Origin of the sequence: Faecalibacterium sp. An121, from assembly GCF_002160915.1 — a bacterium.
GTDB lineage: Bacteria > Bacillota > Clostridia > Oscillospirales > Ruminococcaceae > Faecalibacterium > Faecalibacterium avium.
The window spans coordinates 12,521-29,999 of record NZ_NFLM01000006.1 but is presented as its reverse complement, the minus strand read 5'-3'; the positions used below and the strand labels follow the sequence as shown (position 1 = coordinate 29,999).

Annotated in this window: 15 protein-coding genes and 3 pseudogenes; 17 read left to right on the top strand and 1 reads right to left on the bottom strand. The window is 53.5% G+C overall.

Features of this window, described 5'->3' with window-relative positions:
• Positions 1-139: 139 nt before the first annotated feature.
• The 13 genes and pseudogenes from mobV (at position 140) to B5E66_RS04555 (ending at position 12,428) form a co-directional block, all read left to right on the top strand.
• Positions 140-1,096, top strand: a complete 957-nt coding sequence (gene mobV / locus B5E66_RS04615; RefSeq protein ID WP_342394995.1) for a MobV family relaxase — start codon at positions 140-142, stop codon at positions 1,094-1,096.
• Between the two features lie 13 nt (positions 1,097-1,109).
• A complete protein-coding gene (locus B5E66_RS04610) occupies positions 1,110-1,304 on the top strand; it encodes a hypothetical protein (protein WP_087229291.1) in 195 nt (64 codons plus the stop codon).
• Between the two features lie 5 nt (positions 1,305-1,309).
• The gene (locus tag B5E66_RS04605) at positions 1,310-2,977 is read left to right on the top strand and encodes a recombinase family protein (protein WP_242958088.1); all 1,668 of its coding nucleotides are present in this window, start codon (positions 1,310-1,312) and stop codon (positions 2,975-2,977) included.
• 197 nt (positions 2,978-3,174) lie between these two features.
• Positions 3,175-3,258, top strand: a pseudogene (locus tag B5E66_RS04600) (Maff2 family mobile element protein); the annotation flags it as partial.
• Positions 3,259-3,522: 264 nt separating this feature from the next.
• Positions 3,523-4,389 (top strand): VirB6/TrbL-like conjugal transfer protein, CD1112 family, encoded by an 867-nt coding sequence (locus B5E66_RS04595; RefSeq protein WP_087229285.1) that lies wholly within the window; start codon positions 3,523-3,525, stop codon positions 4,387-4,389.
• 30 nt (positions 4,390-4,419) lie between these two features.
• Complete coding sequence (locus tag B5E66_RS04590; RefSeq protein ID WP_087229282.1) at positions 4,420-4,812, top strand: PrgI family protein; 393 nt, start codon at positions 4,420-4,422, stop codon at positions 4,810-4,812.
• 31 nt (positions 4,813-4,843) lie between these two features.
• Positions 4,844-5,707: pseudogene (locus B5E66_RS04585) on the top strand (VirB4-like conjugal transfer ATPase, CD1110 family); the annotation flags it as partial.
• 241 nt (positions 5,708-5,948) lie between these two features.
• Entirely contained in the window at positions 5,949-6,185 is a 237-nt protein-coding gene (locus B5E66_RS13095) for a hypothetical protein (protein ID WP_158098328.1), read from the top strand.
• A 79-nt stretch (positions 6,186-6,264) separates the two neighbouring features.
• The gene (locus B5E66_RS04575) at positions 6,265-8,061 is read left to right on the top strand and encodes a reverse transcriptase domain-containing protein (protein WP_087229279.1); all 1,797 of its coding nucleotides are present in this window, start codon (positions 6,265-6,267) and stop codon (positions 8,059-8,061) included.
• Positions 8,062-8,180: 119 nt separating this feature from the next.
• Positions 8,181-9,662, top strand: a pseudogene (locus B5E66_RS04570) (VirB4-like conjugal transfer ATPase, CD1110 family); the annotation flags it as partial.
• Positions 9,659-11,416 carry a C40 family peptidase gene (locus B5E66_RS04565; protein WP_087229276.1) on the top strand — a complete coding sequence of 586 codons (1,758 nt, stop codon included), beginning with the start codon at positions 9,659-9,661 and terminating at the stop codon, positions 11,414-11,416. The pseudogene B5E66_RS04570 and the gene B5E66_RS04565, both read left to right, overlap by 4 nt.
• Positions 11,417-11,428: 12 nt before the next feature.
• Positions 11,429-11,701, top strand: a complete 273-nt coding sequence (locus B5E66_RS04560; RefSeq protein ID WP_087229273.1) for a DUF4315 family protein — start codon at positions 11,429-11,431, stop codon at positions 11,699-11,701.
• A complete protein-coding gene (locus tag B5E66_RS04555; protein ID WP_087229270.1) occupies positions 11,685-12,428 on the top strand; it encodes a DUF4366 domain-containing protein in 744 nt (247 codons plus the stop codon). The genes B5E66_RS04560 and B5E66_RS04555 overlap by 17 nt, the downstream gene beginning before the upstream one ends.
• A gap of 55 nt (positions 12,429-12,483) precedes the next feature.
• Here B5E66_RS04555 and B5E66_RS04550 read toward each other — a convergent pair whose 3' ends face one another.
• Positions 12,484-13,416: an Abi family protein gene (locus B5E66_RS04550; protein WP_087229267.1), complete on the bottom strand. Its 933-nt coding sequence runs from the start codon at positions 13,414-13,416 to the stop codon at positions 12,484-12,486.
• A 153-nt stretch (positions 13,417-13,569) separates the two neighbouring features.
• Between B5E66_RS04550 and B5E66_RS04545 the strand changes: the two genes are divergently transcribed.
• The 4 genes from B5E66_RS04545 to B5E66_RS04530 are packed head-to-tail and all read left to right on the top strand — an operon-like array spanning position 13,570 to position 16,909.
• The gene (locus tag B5E66_RS04545) at positions 13,570-15,660 is read left to right on the top strand and encodes a DNA topoisomerase 3 (protein ID WP_087229599.1); all 2,091 of its coding nucleotides are present in this window, start codon (positions 13,570-13,572) and stop codon (positions 15,658-15,660) included.
• On the top strand, positions 15,660-16,142 hold the full coding sequence (locus B5E66_RS04540; RefSeq protein WP_087229264.1) for a YodL domain-containing protein: 483 nt from the start codon (positions 15,660-15,662) through the stop codon (positions 16,140-16,142). The genes B5E66_RS04545 and B5E66_RS04540 overlap by 1 nt, the downstream gene beginning before the upstream one ends.
• Positions 16,142-16,351 (top strand): transposon-transfer assisting family protein, encoded by a 210-nt coding sequence (locus B5E66_RS04535; protein WP_446718501.1) that lies wholly within the window; start codon positions 16,142-16,144, stop codon positions 16,349-16,351. The genes B5E66_RS04540 and B5E66_RS04535 overlap by 1 nt, the downstream gene beginning before the upstream one ends.
• A 9-nt stretch (positions 16,352-16,360) precedes the next feature.
• On the top strand, positions 16,361-16,909 hold the full coding sequence (locus B5E66_RS04530; RefSeq protein WP_087229257.1) for a hypothetical protein: 549 nt from the start codon (positions 16,361-16,363) through the stop codon (positions 16,907-16,909).
• Positions 16,910-17,479: the final 570 nt, after the last annotated feature.

Below are 17,479 nucleotides of genomic sequence, written 5' to 3'. Positions count from 1 at the left end.
ATGCTCAAAGTGAGCACCACCTCGATCATCAAAGCCTATCCATCCACACGAATGAAAGGAGTTTGTACTATGCCCGTCATCAATACGATTGAATTGCCAAAAAGGAGGGCCGCCATTGAGCCAACCACAATACGCCATCATGCGCTTTGCCAAATACAAGGGGCCGGAGATCACCAACATCGAGGCCCATAACGAGCGCAGAAAAGAAAAGTACGCCAGCAACCCCGATATTGACCTTTCCCGCAGCAAGCACAACTTCCACCTGATTGAACCGCCCCAGCGGTACCGGGCCGAGGTCGAGCGACAGATCAGCGCCGCCGGCTGCCGCACCCGGAAGGACAGTGTCCGGCTGGTGGAAGTCCTGTTCACTGCCACACTGGAATTCTTTCAGGGCAAGAAGCTGCCCGAAATCCGGCGGTATTTTGAAGAAGCGCTCCACTTCCTGGAGCAGTATCAAGACAAAGAAACAATCATCTCCGCCGTGGTGCATATGGACGAGAAGACGCCCCATATGCACCTTTCTTTTGTCCCCTTGACGCCGGATGGCCGGCTCAGTGCCAAGGAGATTGTAGGCAACAAAAAGAAACTGAGCTGGTGGCAGGACAAGTTCTGGGAGCACATGGTCGTCAAATACCCCGACCTGGAGCGCGGCGAGAGCGCCAGCCAGACGGGCCGCGACCATATCCCGCCCCGCATTTTCAAAGAGATGACCCACCTGACCAAGCAGCGCCAGAAGCTGGATCGGTTGCTCACCGGCATTGGCCCGCTCAACGGCAAGAAGCGGGCCGCTGAGATTTCCGAATTGCTGGACAGCTATATCCCGGCTGTGGAGAAGATGCGGACCCAGCTGAAAAAGTACAGTACGGCCTTCACCAGTACCAAGGCCGAGAATGAAAAGCTCAAGAAGAAAAATAAAACGCTCTCGGAGTCCCTGGATGAGGCAACTCACGAGAGCGTTCTGAAGCAGCTGAAAGATGCCAAGCTCCAGCGAGAGTATCAGGAGGCCCTCGCGATTCTGGAGCGGATACCGCCGGAGGTCCTGGCAGAGTATGCCCATCCCAAAGGACCCAAACGTGAGAACAACCTGGATGTGTGAGGAGGTGGGGCCTGTGACCAAGAACAAGACCAAAATTTCTGTTACGTCGGTCTTTGACGGCAAGCAGGATGCGACGGATGTTTTTGTAGACCTGATTGCAAGCAAGTATCAGCAGGGGAGAAAGATTTATCTTGTGAAGGAGGAAGATTTTCGATATACTGTAGATAAGGTTCCAGATAACCGAATTCCGTCTGGATTGTGCGGGTAACGGTTATGATGAACACAATGATGTATGATGCAATGGGCGCAGCTTTTGCAGGAACGTACCGGGCAGCCATTTACTGCCGGCTTTCCAAGGATGATGACCTGCAGGGAGAGAGTGCCAGCATTGCAAACCAGCGGGATATGCTGGAGAGTTACTGCAAGCAGCAGGGATGGGAGGTTGCAGCAATCTATCAGGATGATGGCTATACGGGGCTGAACATGGAGCGCCCCGACCTGCAGCGAATGCTGAAAGCCATCGAGCGCAAACAAATCAATCTGGTCATTACCAAGGACCTGAGCCGTCTGGGACGGAACTACCTCCAGACCGGGCACCTGATTGAGGATTTCTTCCCCCGCCACAATGTGCGGTATATCGCCATGAACGACGGAATTGACACCATGCGGGAGAACAATGACATTGCCCCGTTCAAGAACATCTTGAATGAGATGTACAGCCGGGATATCTCCAAGAAGGTCCATTCCTCTTACGTGCTCAAGGCGCACCAGGGGCAGTTTACCGGCTGCCTTGCGCCGTTTGGGTACCGGAAGGACCCGAACGACAAGAACCACCTGGTGGTGGATGAAGAAACGGCTCCCATTGTCCGGCAGATTTTCCAGTGGGCGCTGGCGGGCCACGGCCCAAATTTCATCCAGCGCCGGTTGGAAGAAGGCAGAGTGCCCTGTCCGACCTGGTGGAACCGGGAACGGAAGCTGCGAAATACCCGGACCAAATGGGAAAAGAAGGACCCGATCAATGGCAAGTACGTCTGGGACTTCTCGGTCATCAAGGACCTGCTGATGAATCCCGTTTATACCGGAGCCATTGCTTCCCAGAAGAAGGTGTACAAATTCAAGATTGGCACCATCGGGGACAAGCAGCCCCAGGATTGGATCGTGGTGGAGAACCAGCATGAGGCCCTGATCGACCGGATGAGTTTTGAAATCGTCCAGGAAAAACTGAAATCCCGGCAGCGTCAGGGACAGAATGGCGAGATCAGCCTGTTCGGGGGGCTTCTGAAATGCGGGGAATGCGGCAAGGCCCTGACCATCCGGGCCACCAATGCCAAGTATCCCCAGAAAATCTACGCCTGCAAGACCTATAACGCCTACGGCAAGAACCACTGCACCCAGCACCGGATCGAGTATGATACCTTATATCAGTTGGTGCTGGAGCAAATCAGGGCTTGTGCCCAGGCCGCCCTGCAGGATGAGGAGGCCGTGAAAAGCAAACTTTCCAACAGCTGCAAGGCCGAGCAAAAGGCCCAGCAGAAGTCATTGGAACGTTCCCTCAGCAAGGCTGAGGAACGGCTCAGCGTACTGGACAAAATGGTGTCGCGGCTGTATGAGGATTTGACGATGGGCCGGATCAGCGAGGACAACTTCAACCAGATGATGGCCAAGACCCAGAAGGAACAGGCCGAGCTGAAACAGCAGGCTGCCCGGCAGCGCCGGGAACTGGCCGGTGAGATGCAGGAAGCCGGCGATGCCCGTCAGTGGACGGAGGCCATCAAGGCTTGTGCCAACCTTACCGAGCTGGATGCCATCACCCTGAACCGCCTTGTCAAGGAGATCATCGTTCATGAGCGGATTGACGAGGAGGGAACGCGGCATATTTCGGTTGAAATTCACTTTAACTTGAAGCCGCTGCCGGAGGCAACCGAGGCGATTGCCGTGTGATTTTCGGGATGTTCTGGTTCCGTGAAAGGTCTTAAAACCAGGGTTTGCGTGACATTTATGGTATGTTTCATTTCTTTGGGTATGAACCCGTTTTTCCCGGGTGGACTCCTGAAAATGTAAAACTTGCAAAAAACAACATGATAACGAGTAAAATGACACCGCCGCCGGTCGTCAGTATGATGGGTTCCAACTAGTCAGGAATCAATCAGCTGATGGCCGGCGGCGGTGTCGCCCTGATCGGCACCACCCTGGTTCCCCTGCTGAGCGGCCTGTTCGGCTGAGAAAGCCGGCCCCATAAGCCAGCAGTAATCCTGTAATCCATCTCTTTTCCCAGCGCCACAAGCGGGAACTGCCGCCCACAGAACCGGGCTTTTTTGAATTGGCCCGCGGCGTATTGGAAAAGGAGAAAACAAATCATTCATCATTTATTTCAGGAGGAAAATCACATGGAAATCTTTTCTGTTGGAACCGCTCTCTTTCAGTTCCTGGCATCTCTCATGACCCTGCTGTCCCGCTTCCCGCTGCTGGGCTAAGGAGGCTGACCCGTGGACAAGGTACTCCAGAAAATCACAGAGTGGCTTAAGGAGATACTGGTCGGCGGGGTTATGGGTAACCTGTCCGGGATGTTTGACAGTGTCAACAAACAGGTCGGAGAAATCAGCGAACAGGTCAGTTTGACCCCTGCCGAGTTCTCACCGCGGGTCTTTGAAATGGTCCAGGAGGTGTCCGAATCGGTGATCCTGCCGATTGCGGGCATCTTCCTGACCATTGTGGCCTGCTATGAGCTGATCCAGATGGTGATCGACCACAACAATCTGGCCAGCTTTGAGACCTGGACCTTTTTCCGCTGGGTATTCAAGACCTTTGTGGCCGTCACCCTGATCTCCAACACCTTCGGGATCACGATGGCAGTCTTTGACCTGGCGCAGACGGTGGTGGCAGAATCTGGCGGCATCATCGCCGGCAGCACAGCGGTGGATGATACCACGCTGGCCAGCCTGCAAACTTCCCTCATGTCACTGGAGCTGGGCGAACTGCTGGGACTTTACCTGCAGTCTTTCATCATCGGGTTCACGATGCAGATTCTTTCCATCGCCATATTTGTCATTGTGTATGGCCGCATGGTGGAAATTTACCTTGCCGTCAGCCTGGCTCCCATCCCGTTTTCTACCTTCGGGAGCAAAGAGCAGGGACAGATCGGGCAGAACTATCTGCGCAGCCTGCTGGCCCTTGGTCTGCAGGGGTTCCTGATTATGATTTGCGTGGGCATCTATGCGGTGCTCATCCAGGGAGTGTCCTTTGCATCCGATCCCATCGGCTCCATCTGGGGTGTCATCGGCTACACCGTCCTGCTCTGCTTCACGCTGCTTAAGACCAGCACCATTGCCCGCAGTATCCTGAACGCCCACTGATCCAACACCTTATCATAAAAGGAGGTATTCATGGCAGCCTATATTTCTGTCCCGCGGGACCTGACGCGGGTTAAATCCAAAGTTCTGTTCGGCCTGACCAAGCGGCAGCTTATCTGCTTCGGGACCGGCGCACTGATTGGTGTGCCGGTCTACTTTTTTGTCCGGGCCGCCGGCAATCTCAGCCTGGCAGCCCTGGCCATGATTGTGGTTATGCTCCCGTTCTTTTTCCTGGGGCTGTACGAACGGAACGGCCAGCCCCCCGAAGTGGTGGCCCGGCAGTTTTATCAGGCCCGGTTCGTCCGGCCCAAAGTCCGGCCTTACCGGATCAACAACTACTATGCTGCCCTGATGCGGCAGGCAGACGCGCAGGAGGAGGTGAACCGCATTGTTCAAAAAGCGGCAGAAAGAAAAGCCCGCGGATAAGCCTCTGCTTACCAAGGCGGAGAAGAAGAAGATCGACCGCATTGTGAAAACGGCCAGGAAGGATGACGGGATTCCCCGTACCGCCCAGCAGACCATCCCCTTTGAACGGATGTTTGCCGACGGCACCTGCCGGGTGCGGGACGGCTACTACACCCGCACCATCCAGTTCCAGGACATCAATTACCAGCTGTCGCTTCAGGAGGACAAGACCGCCATTTTCGAGGAATGGTGCTCCTTCCTGAACTTCTTTGACAGCTCGGTACACTTTGAGTTCTCCTTTGTGAATATGGCAGCCGATGCGGAGAGCTTCGAGCACAGCATCCGCATCCCGCCCCGACAGGACGGCTTCGATGACATCCGGGCTGAGTACAGCCAGATGCTGAAAAAGCAGCTGGCCCAGGGCAACAACGGCCTGACCAAGACCAAGTTCATCACCTTTGGCATTGAGGCGGCATCCATGCGGCAGGCAAAGCCCCGCCTGGACCATCTGCAGAACGATATCCTCAACAATTTCCGGCGTCTGGGTGCGGTGGCCCGTGTCCTGAACGGCTGGGAGCGGCTGCGGCTGATGCACGATCTGTTCCACATGGGCGGTGAATCCAAATTCAGATTCGACTGGAAGGACCTGCCCAAGTCGGGTCTGTCTGCGAAAGACTTCATCGCTCCCAGCGCCTTCGCGTTCAACACCCGTACCTGCCAGATCGGCGGGATGCACGGTGCCATGAGTTTTCTCGCTATCACTGCTTCCGACCTCAGTGACCAGCTGCTGAAAGACTTTCTCGGGATGGAATCCAGCCAGATTGTCACCATGCACATCCACTCGGTGGATCAGAACAAGGCCATCAAAACGGTTAAGCGGACCATCACCGAGCTGGACCGTAACAAGATTGAGGAAGTGCGCCCAGATAGGGCATTGTGTAGTGTAGCGTAAGGGACTACCCCGTAAGATAACGCGGGAAACAACCTGCCTAACCGAAAGGCGAAAGCTGAAACGGGAACAGAGCACGGCAGGAAAGCGGTAAGTCACCTAAAGACAGTTTGGTGCGACTGAACCGCCATGTTAAGCGGATACGAGGATGAAGTTGGGTTTACTGATACGCAAGTTTCTAATTTCTGTTATTTTCAGGCGGGGGAAAATGTCTGAAACCTCTGTCATGAACGCAATGGATGATGTTCCTCCATCCATTGGTTATCGCAATGTTCATGAAATCTGTAGGAGAACCTACGGCAAGGAAACGAAAGCGCATACCGACAATCCGCATTTCCCTACACACAATGTTAACTGGGGATACCCTACACAGGAACGCCTGAAAGGGCTATGGCTGCAGAGCCTGAAAATCCTGCAAGGGTACGGAGCGCTCGTAGTAGTCTGAGGCGGTAACGCTGTCCACACGGCGAAGGAGCGCAGTTATTGTGTACTAAAATGAATGTTGATTAGGGAGGAAAACCTCAATGCAACCAACAACTGAAATTTTAGAAAGAATCAGCAAAAACTCATTGGCCCATAAGGAAGAAGTATTTACAAGACTGTATCGCTATCTGCTGCGCCCGGATATTTACTATCAGGCTTATCAGCGTCTGTATAAGAATAAGGGTGCAGCTACAAAGGGTGTCAACCAGGATACGGCAGATGGTTTCAGCGAAGCCAAAATTGAAAGAATCATTCAGTCTTTGGCAAACGAGACCTATCAGCCTACGCCGGTAAGAAGAGTGTATATTGCAAAGAAAAACAATCCCAAAAAGAAACGCCCGCTGGGTGTTCCGACGTTTACGGATAAACTGGTTCAGGAAGCGCTTCGCATGATATTGGAAGCGATTTATGGGCCTCTCTTTTTGGATTGTTCCCATGGATTCAGGCCGAAAAGAAGCTGCCACACTGCTTTGAAGAAATTGAAGTATCAATTTGGCGGTGTGCGCTGGTTTGTTGAAGGAGATATCAAGGGGTGCTTTGACAATATCAACCACGAGGTACTGGTAGGATTTATCGGCAACAAAATCAAGGATGCGCGTGTGGTGAAATTGGTCTACAAATTTCTGAAGGCAGGATATTTGGAGGATTGGGTTTACCACAAAACCTACAGCGGTACTCCACAGGGAGGGATTCTCTCGCCGCTGCTGGCAAATATCTATCTGCACGAATTGGACCAATTCGTCATGAAACTGAAGGACGAATTTGACACTCCAGAAAAGGGGCAAATCACCCCGGAATACCGTGCGCTGCACAACAAAATCAAAAATCTTTGCTACCGCATTGACCGGAAACAAGGGGAGGAAAAGGAGCGTATGATAACTGAGTGCAAAGCGCTCCGCAAACAACTCCTGAAAACTCCCTGTACGGCGCAGACGGATAAAAAACTCAAATATATCCGCTATGCAGATGATTTTATCATCGGTGTAAAGGGCAGCAAAGAGGATTGCCAGTGGATCAAGAGCAAACTCGCCGAGTTCATTGGACAAACACTGAAAATGGAACTCAGTGAAGAAAAAACGCTCATTACCCACAGCAGCCAATGTGCCAGGTTTCTGGGTTTTGATGTCCGTGTCAGAAGATGTGAGAAGGTGAAGCGCAACAAGAAAGGCGCCAAAATGCGGACGCTCAATAACCATGTGGAACTTCTCGTCCCATTCGACGATAAAATCCACGAATTTATTTTCTCGAAAAAGATAGCGATACAGAAAAAGGACGGGAAACTGTTTCCCGTTCACAGGAATTCTTTACTGCGAGCCACAGATCTTGAGATTGTCACAGTTTACAATGACGAGCTGCGGGGCATTTGCAACTACTATGGAATAGCCAGCAACTTCTGTAAATTGAAGTATCTGTCTTACCTCATGGAATACAGTTGCTTGAAAACACTGGCAGCAAAGCACAAAAGCAAAATATCAAAGGTCATTGCCATGTACAAAGATGGCAGCGGCGAATGGGGTATCCCATACGAAACAAAAAAGAAATCCAAACGCCGTTATTTCGCCAACTATATGGACTGTAAAAATGCAAAAAATCCAACGGACCAGATCAGCAATGCAGCCATTATTTATGGTCAATCGGTGACAACACTTGAGAAACGCTTGAAAGCAAGGGTCTGCGAACTGTGCGGCACGACGGAAAGCGAACATTACGAAATCCACCATATCAATAAGCTGAAAAACCTCAAAGGGAAGGAACCGTGGGAAATCGCAATGTTGGCCAAACGCCGGAAGACGCTTGTGGTGTGTGAACGGTGCCATCACCTGATTCACAACCAGTGAGTTTATGCTGAACAAACAATGACAGAGCCGTATACTCCGAGAGGGGTACGTACGGTTCCCGGAGAGGGTGGCGCAAACCTGCCACCGCAAGATGGTAAGGCGGTGCCTCCCTACTCCACCAGAAGAAAGCGGTCCGCGCTGGCTATGATATTGACATTCTGCCGTCGGATTTGGCTACCTACGGACGGGATGCCAAGAACCTGCTGAAAGAACTGCAAAGCCAGAACGAGCGGATGTTCCTACTGACGTTTCTGGTGTTCAACACCGGGCGCACGCCCCAGGAACTGGAAACCAATATCTTCCAGGCTTCCAGCATCGCCCAGAAGCACAACTGCCAGCTGGTGCGCCTGGACTGGCAGCAGGAACAGGGACTCATGTCGTGTCTGCCCCTGGCCCACAACCTGGTGGAAACTGAGCGGGCGCTGACCACCAGTTCCACCGCTATCTTTATCCCGTTTACGACACAGGAGCTGTTCCAGTCGGGGCCCGGCGCACTCTACTACGGCCTGAATGCTCTCTCCAACAACCTCATCATGGTGGACCGCAAGCAGCTCAAAAACCCCAACGGCCTGATTTTGGGCACGCCCGGCAGCGGAAAATCCTTCGCAGCCAAGCGTGAAATCACCAACGCTTTCCTCTCCACAGACGATGATATCATCGTCTGTGATCCTGAGGGAGAGTACGCGGCCCTGGTGGAACGTCTGCATGGTCAGGTCATCAAAATCTCGCCTACCAGCACCCAATTTATCAACCCCATGGACATCAACAGCAATTACAGCGAAGAAGATAACCCGATTGCACTGAAATCGGATTTTATTTTGTCGCTGTGCGAACTGGTGGTGGGCGGCAAGGAAGGGTTGCTTCCTGTCGAGAAAACCGTCATCGACCGCTGTGTGCATCAAATTTACCAGGCGTACTTTCAGGACCCGCAGCCCGAGAAAATGCCGCTGCTGGAGGACCTCTACAAAGCCCTCTTGGAGCAGGAGGAAAAGGAGGCCCACCATGTGGCGACGGCTCTTGAAATCTACGTCAAGGGCAGTTTGAACCTGTTCAACCACCGCACCAACGTGGACATCGACAACCGCTTTGTCTGCTACGACATTCGGGAGCTGGGCAAACAGCTCAAGAAGATCGGGATGCTGGTGGTACAGGATGCCGTCTGGGGCCGTGTCACCACCAACCGCTACGCCGGAAAAACCACCCGGTTCTATGTCGACGAATTCCACCTTTTGCTCCGGGAGGAACAGACCGCCGCTTACTCGGTGGAAATCTGGAAGCGGTTCAGAAAATGGGGTGGCGCACCCACCGGCATCACCCAGAACGTGAAGGACCTGCTGGCCTCCCGGGAAGTCGAGAACATCTTTGAAAACTCGGACTTCATCCTCATGCTCAACCAGGCATCCGGCGACCGCCAGATTTTGGCCAAGCAGCTGAATATTTCTCCCTATCAGCTCAGTTATGTGACCCATTCCGGTGAAGGCGAGGGACTGCTGTTCTATGGCAATGTGATCTTGCCCTTCGTGGACCGGTTCCCCCAGGACCTGGAGCTGTATAAGATCATGACCACCAAGTTCTCGGACGGCACAGGTGAGGCCGGATGAAGCGCAAAAAAACCCGACTGACCTTTGTGGAGGAAAAGCAGCCTGGGACAGGTGCCCGCCCCGCAGGAGGCAAAACCCCTGGAGCCGATCAGAGCGGCAAGGCCAAAGCAAAACATTCCACCCGCGCCCCGCCCAAACGGGGCCTCAAGATGGATGCAGACAAAGCCAAAGAGCGGGCAGCACAGCTCCGGTTCGGCAAGGCTGAAATCATCGAAGAAAGCTCCAAACACCGCCGCCGCAAACCGGCTTTGGACGTGGTTCTGGCCGGGGAAACCCACAAACAGGTGGACCAGCAGAACCAGGATGAGAATACCGGCGTACAGGCTGCCCATGAAGGGGAACGTCTGGTGGAAGGCGCGGCAAAAAAGGGCGCAAAGAAGCTGAAAGATTCCAAGTACAGCCAGAAGCTGAAAGCCTCCCGAAAAGGGAAAAAGCCGGTCAAAGACCCCGACAAACCAAAGAGCCAGCCGGCGCAGGCGTATCGGGGGCAGCAAGCTGCACAGCCGCAGCCGGCATCCAACCCCATTTCCCGATGGAAGCAGCGCCAGAAGATCAAGGCTGGGTATTATGCCCGGAAGGCTGGGGGCAAGGCCGGGGGCGCAGCCGGTGAAAAAGCCGGGAGCACTGCTGCCAAAAAGGCTGCGGAAAAGGCCAAAGCTGCTGCCGTCAAGACGGCGCAGTTTGTTTCCACCCATGCCCACATGATTCTGATGGGCGGCGTTCTGGCCGTGCTGATTTTGGTACTCATTACCTTTATCACTTCCTGTTCGGTATTCTTTCCTGCTGGGACCGGCACGGTCTGGACCACCTCTTACACCGCTGAGGACGAGGACATTCTGGGAGCGGAGGAGGATTACTGCCTGTTGGAGGAAAAACTGATGGCTGAGATCGAGGCAATCCCGGCCAGCCATCCTGGCTATGACGAGTACAACTTCGATTTGGACCCCATCGACCATGACCCTTACGGGCTGGCGGCCATGCTGACGGCGATTCATGAAGCCTACACCCGGGGCGAAGTGCAGGGCACCATGACTGCTATCTTTAATATGCAGTACAAGCTGATCTTGACCGAAACCATCGAGATACGAACCCGAACCGAAACCCGAACGGACATTGATCCGGCCACCGGTGAGACCTACACCTATGAGGTGGAAGTGGAGTATGAGTGGAAGATTTTGAACATCACCCTCATCAACTACGGCATTGATTTTGTGGCCTCTAAGATGCTGTTCGGAGATGATCTGGAGCGGTATCAGATTCTGCAGGAAACCCAGGGCAACCGGCCGGAACTGTTCGGCGGATTGTCTCTGGTGATCGGTTCGGACGGCTCGGGAGAAGCGGGCATCGACTACCAGGTGCCCGCCGAGGCTCTCACCGACCCGGAGTTTGGTTCCATGCTGAAGGAAGCTGAGAAATACCTGGGCACCCCCTATGTCTGGGGCGGTTCCACCCCGGAAACAGGCTTTGACTGTTCCGGTTATGTCTGCTGGGTCCTGAACCAGTCAGGCTGGGACGTGGGCCGTACCACGGCCAATGGCCTGTGGCAAAAGGCTGCCAAAATCTCGGAACAGGAGGCCAAACCCGGCGACCTGGTGTTTTTCGAGGGCACCTATGATGTGGCTGGCGCAAGCCACGTGGGCATTTATGTGGGCAATGGCATGATGATCTCTGCCGGCGACCCCATCAAGTATTCCAATATCCATTCCAGTTATTGGGACAAACATCTGCTGGGATTCGGGAGAATCCCGAAGTGACAAGGAGGAAATATGAGCGAAAAACTTGAAAAGATGCGGGCTGACCTGGCAAAAGCCAAGGAGCGCCGCATCCAGCTGAATAACCGCATTGAGCTGCTGGAACGCCGGATTGCGGAGGCCGAAAAAGTGGAGGTGGCCGAGATGGTGCGCACCGCCAACGTCACGCCGGAGCAGTTGGCGATGCTCCTGAAGCAGGCGGCCAGTGCAGCACCGAATCCTGCGGCCCTGGCTGCCGCTGGGGTAACTTTTGACAACAAGGAGGACATGGATGAAAGCATGGAATAAGTTCTGCTGCGCCCTGGCATCGCTGGTGCTGCTGATGGGCAGTCTGGCCGCCCCGGCCTTTGCCTATGGGACGGAAACGGCGGACCCCACCCCCGCCCCGGCACCTGCTCCCGTCACGGTTCCTACCGCGGAGCCTGCGGAAGAAACCCCGGTAACGGTACAGGAAGAAGTCACTGGTCCCCTGACGCCGGAGGGCAACCTGACCCTGGTGGATGATTACCACACCACTTATTCGGATGGCTCCGGGCAGCAGTTCATTACGCTTGTGAGCAAGTCCGGGGCTTATTTCTACCTGGTGATTGATCGTGCCGCGGATGGAGACGAGACGGTCCACTTCATGAATCTGGTGGATGAGGCCGATCTGCTGGCCCTCATGGAAGAAGAAGATATTCCGCAGCCGGAACCGGAACCGCAGCCGGAACCCGAACCGGAACCCGAGCCCATGCCGGAACCTGAACCGGAAAAAGAGGAAGGCGGAGCCGGTAAATTCGTGCTGGTTCTGTTGGTGCTGGCAGGCATCGCCGGCGGTGGAGGCTACTTCTGGATGAAGCTGCAGCAGAAGAAGCGGGAGGCCGAGGAAAACAAGCCTGATCCCGACGCCGATTACCGGGAAGATGAAGAAGAAATCATTCTCCCCGACGGTGAACCCGAACCGGATGCAGCGCAGGACGAGGAAGCTGAACGCAAGGCATACCAGACCAGCGACGGTTACGAGGAAACTGAATAATCCAAACAATCAAAAACGAGGGGATGGCAAAGCCGTCCCCTCAAATTACATATCACTATATCTTATACGTCGATATTTTTTTCCAGTTTAGAGGAAAGCCCATTGCGTTCAAAAGTTCATCTTCCGCTATGTGATTTGTTGCCTTCAATAATTTGTCAATGCATTGGGTTAGAGATTTTTTAAATGTGTGAAACTCATTCGGAGAAAGTAAGTATCGGAAGGCGATGACCATAGCAAACAGATCGCGTTTTCCTAATATATAGGCATTCCCTGTTTTAGAAATGCAAAGCTTTTGATGAAGAATGGTATCAGGAATGGTGTCCTTGGTACGGTAGGAAAAAAGCCGCTCATTATGGGCACACACGTTTCTGAATTTCGTTAGTACTGTTAAATATTGCCGGAGTTGTTTTTCATTAACATGGAGGAAATTTTTACTGACTTTGGTTTGAAGGTCTGATGTCAAAAAGATATACATTTTTGATAATGAACCAAATGTCATTGCGTTCACCAGTACCCACAATGGTACATTATTATAGGTGTTTCTTTGATATTCAATATAAGGGTACTGTGTAGACTGGGATAGCCTTGTCAGCTCGGAAATCAAACGAGAGATGCCAGCCTGATGTTTGGCGATACTATTGTAGTTTGTTGGATTTAAGTATGCGCTTTGGTTTTCTCCATATTTTTCTGTAAAGTAGTAGGACAAAAGAGAACGCAGATGTTGTTCTATATGTAAGAGATATCTTAAAAACAGAGCCCGGATGTTTTCGTCGAACTCATATAAAGATACAATTTCATCAAGAGAAGTTCCACTCTTATAAATTTTCTGACCTGGAATACGGAAGATATGCTTATAGCCGGTAACAAGAGAATAGTAACCAATTTCCTGTAGCTTAGCCTTTGCTTTGACTTCGTCAGGAATAAGGATGTGTTTCTCCTCTTTTAATTTTGTGAGCTGTTGCTCATACGTCATAAAAGGTTTTGGCATATTATATCCTCATGTCAGCAAATAAAGAAAAGGAGGTCCCTTACGGAACCTCCCCTCTGGCTACGGGCCTCACAAGTTTCCGCAGCACGATCACTATACATAGTATATGCAGAAGTGTTGAAATTGTCAACAACAAATTTTGAAAGGAGAATTATTTTGCCTAAGTTGATTGTGAGCGAAAAGCCCTCTGTCGCTCAGGCCATTGGCAAGGCCCTGGGCATTACCAAACGCTGCGACGGGTATCTGGAAGGAGAGGAATTTCTCGTCAGCTGGTGTGTTGGCCATCTGGTGGAGCTGGCTCCGCCCGGCAGCTATGACCCCAAACTGGTCAAATGGTCCAAGGCAGACCTGCCTATCTTGCCCAAAGCATGGCAGTACCTGGTGTCGCCTGGAACCCAAAAGCAGTTTGAAGTCCTGCGCAGCTTGATGGCCCGGCCCGATGTGGAACAGCTTGTCTGTGCCACCGATGCTGGGCGCGAGGGGGAGCTGATTTTCCGGCTTGTCTATCACCAGTGCAAATGCAAGAAGCCCTTTACCCGGCTCTGGATCAGCAGCATGGAGGATGCCGCCATCCGGGAAGGATTCGCCCACCTGAAGCCCTCAACCGAATACGATGCTTTATACGAAGCAGCCCTTTGCCGGGAGCGTGCCGACTGGTTGGTCGGTATCAACGCCACCCGGCTTTTTTCGTGCCTGTATGGTCAGCCCCTGAACGTAGGCCGGGTGATGACCCCTACCCTTGCCATGACGGTGAGCCGGGAAGCTGCCATTGATGCGTTTCGGCCTGAACCGTTCTATCTGATTCAGCTTCGGACAGGAGGTTATATGGCATCCAGCGAACGATTCAAGGACAAGACCCAGGCCGAGGCGCTGCTGGCAGAGTGCCGGAAAGCCAGCGAGGCAGTCCTGCAAAAAAACGAACGAAAGGAGAAAACAGAACGTCCGCCCGCCCTCTATGACCTGACATCTCTCCAGCGGGATGCCAACCGGCTGCTGGGCTATTCGGCGCAGCAGACCCTCGATTACACCCAAGCCCTTTATGAAAAGAAGCTGGTGACCTATCCCCGCACCGACAGCCGGTATTTGACCGAGGATATGGAGCCGGGCCTGCCGGACCTGGTTCGTCAGACCGCTTTCCACTTCGGTGTGACCGGCGAAATCCCCATCCACGCAAAACAAGTCATCAACAGCAAAAAGGTCAGCGACCACCACGCAATCCTGCCCACCAGGAGCATGGCGAAAGCTGACCTTTCTTCTTTGCCCGCAGGAGAGGCAAACGTCCTTCGGCTGATTGCGGCCCGGATGCTGGCCGCCATGGGAGAGCCGTACCGCTATGCGGAGACCACGGTGCAGATGGAGTGTGCTGGAACCGTCTTCACGGCCAAGGGCAAGACCGTTCTGGCCGAGGGCTGGAAGGCGGTCGAGCGAGCCGTCCTTGGGGATACCTCTGAAAAAGACAAGGAAAAACTGGAACTTCTGCCCGAAGTGCAGGGTCAAGAGACTCTGCCCATCCTGGACGCCCAGCTGAAAGAGGGCCAAACATCCCCGCCCAAACCCTACACGGAAGACACTCTGCTCTCGGCCATGGAAACAGCCGGGAAAGAGCGTATGCCGGAGGAAGCCGAGCGCCGGGGCATCGGGACCCCTGCCACCCGGGCGGGCATCATCGAGAAGCTGGTCAAGAAAGGTTTTCTCACCCGTGAGGGCAGCGGAAAGACAAAGAACCTGATCCCCACTGAGAAAGGACGGGCACTGATCGCTGTCATGCCCGAAGAAATCCAGTCACCTGCCATGACCGCTGACTGGGAGCAGCAGCTCCTGCAGATCGAGCGGAGTGAATTGGCCCCCGAGAACTTTATGGACGAAATCGAACAGATGGTGGTCTCCCTGGTCGAAACCAGTGAGGCAGTGAAAGGAGCAAATGTGCTTATGAAGAACAATGGCAAGATCGTTGGCGCCTGTCCCCACTGTGGTGCAGAAGTAGTTGAACGTGAAAAGGGTTGGTTCTGCGCGAACCGGGAGTGCCGGTTTGTGATTTGGAAGGACAACGCCTTTTTCAAGCGGCTGGGCAAGCACGTTTCAGCCAAGCTGGTGGACAAGCTGCTGCGGGATGGCCGTGCCCGGCTCAAGGACTGCAAGAGCCAGCGCACCGGCAAGACCTACAACGCCTCCGTCCTGATGACCACCGGGACCGATGGCCGGCCTCAGTTCAGTCTGGAATTTGAGAATGGGGGCAACCGCTGATGCAGGACGTTTTAGAACGCTTTTTTGCTGCCGAAAGCAACGTCTACCTGATTTTGCAGCTTAAGTCTGGGCCGGAGACACGGAACGAGCAGTTTGAATCACTGGACCGGTTGGCGCAGATGGGAAAGAAGCCGGATTTGACGCACTATGAGGATGCCTATTTTGCCAACACGCCGGCATATCTTCACGGCATGGACACAGCCGAAGCGCTGGAAGAACTTTATATGCAGTTCAATCTTTATCGTCCGCCTGACTTTAAAGGACACAGCCTTTCAGTCAGTGATGTAGTCGCGCTGAAACTAGATGGACATGCCTGTGCATTTTTTGTGGACAGGATCGGTTTCAAGGAACTGCCGGAATTTCTGGAAAAGATGAAGGACACCGCCTGTTCCCGTCCGTCGCTGAAAGGGCAGCTGAAACGACCTGAAAGACCGGATTCTCCTGCAAAGGGGAAAAACCACAGAGAAAGGGATACACGATAATGAATTTCACCTATGAAGAAGTCAACCTTATGGCGCTTTACAACGCCGGCAGCCGTGAGCGGCTGATCGAAGTGTTGACCGAGATGCGAACCTATCTCACTTTTTCCGAAACGGAGCTGCGAGACCTGACCGACAGCACTCTCGACAAGCTGGCCGACATGACCGATGCAGAGTTTGCTGAGCTGGACCTGTACCCGGATTTTATTTGAGGAGGGCTTATGGCGGACGAAAAAGCGACCGAAAGTAAGTGGCAGTGCTATATCATCCCTGACCTCGCCACCTGGACGGGGGCAGCAGGAAGCAAGCCACATACACCCATCGAGTTCTATGACACCTACGAGCAGGCTGTGGCCCGGTTTCAGGAGCTGCGCTCTGAACCCTATAACAGTGAGGACCTGTCGGCGGCCCGGCTGACCTTTGGTGTTCAGCGTGAGGACCCGCCCGGCGCTGCCGACCTGCTCCAGGTCCGTCAGGGAAAAAACTTTTTGGTGGAAGATTACACGCGGATGGCATCGGTAAACCAAAGTCCCGAGGCTATGGATATTCTTCGGAAGATGCGGAAGGACCTGGGTTTTGACCGGGTTCGGGTCTATGAGCGGGATGCCTATGGGGGCTTTTGTGATCCCAAAGATATAGCATTCAGCCGTTGGAAGCATCCTCTTAAACCGATGCTGAGAAAATCTGTGCTGAAGGACCTGAAAGAAACTGGCGGCAAGACTGCACCCGCCCCGAAACCCCAACGGAAAAAAGAGAGGGGCCGGGAATAAGAGAAAGGAGGTCCCGTTATGCCCACAAAAGCCGAGCTGTATTCACAGCTTGCGTCCGATACCGCCCGCCGTCTGACAGGAAACTGGGAACGGTGGGCGGATTTTTTATCGCTGGCCGGAAGGCTGTACAAGTACCCCTATTCCGATCAGCTCTTGATCTATGCCCAGCGCCCGGACGCCACTGCCTGCGCTGAATACGATGTGTGGAACAACCGAATGAACCGGTTTGTCCGGCGCGGCTCCAAAGGTATCGCCCTGCTGGATGACAGTGGTGGCACCTCGCACCTGCGGTATGTCTTTGACGTGTCAGACACCGGCACCCGCCGAAACTCCCTGGACCCGGACCTCTGGCAGATGGATTTTACCTTCCGGGAACCGGTGGCCGAAATGCTGGCGAAAACCTATGGGGTCAGTGATCCCAACTTCGCCCAGCAGCTTGCAGATCTCTCCGGCAAACTGGTGGAGGACTACTGGGACAACAATGCCCAGGATATCCGTGACATCGTTGACGGTTCCCTGTTGGAAGGGTATGATGATCTTAACCTGGAGCTGGAATTTAAATCAGCGGGT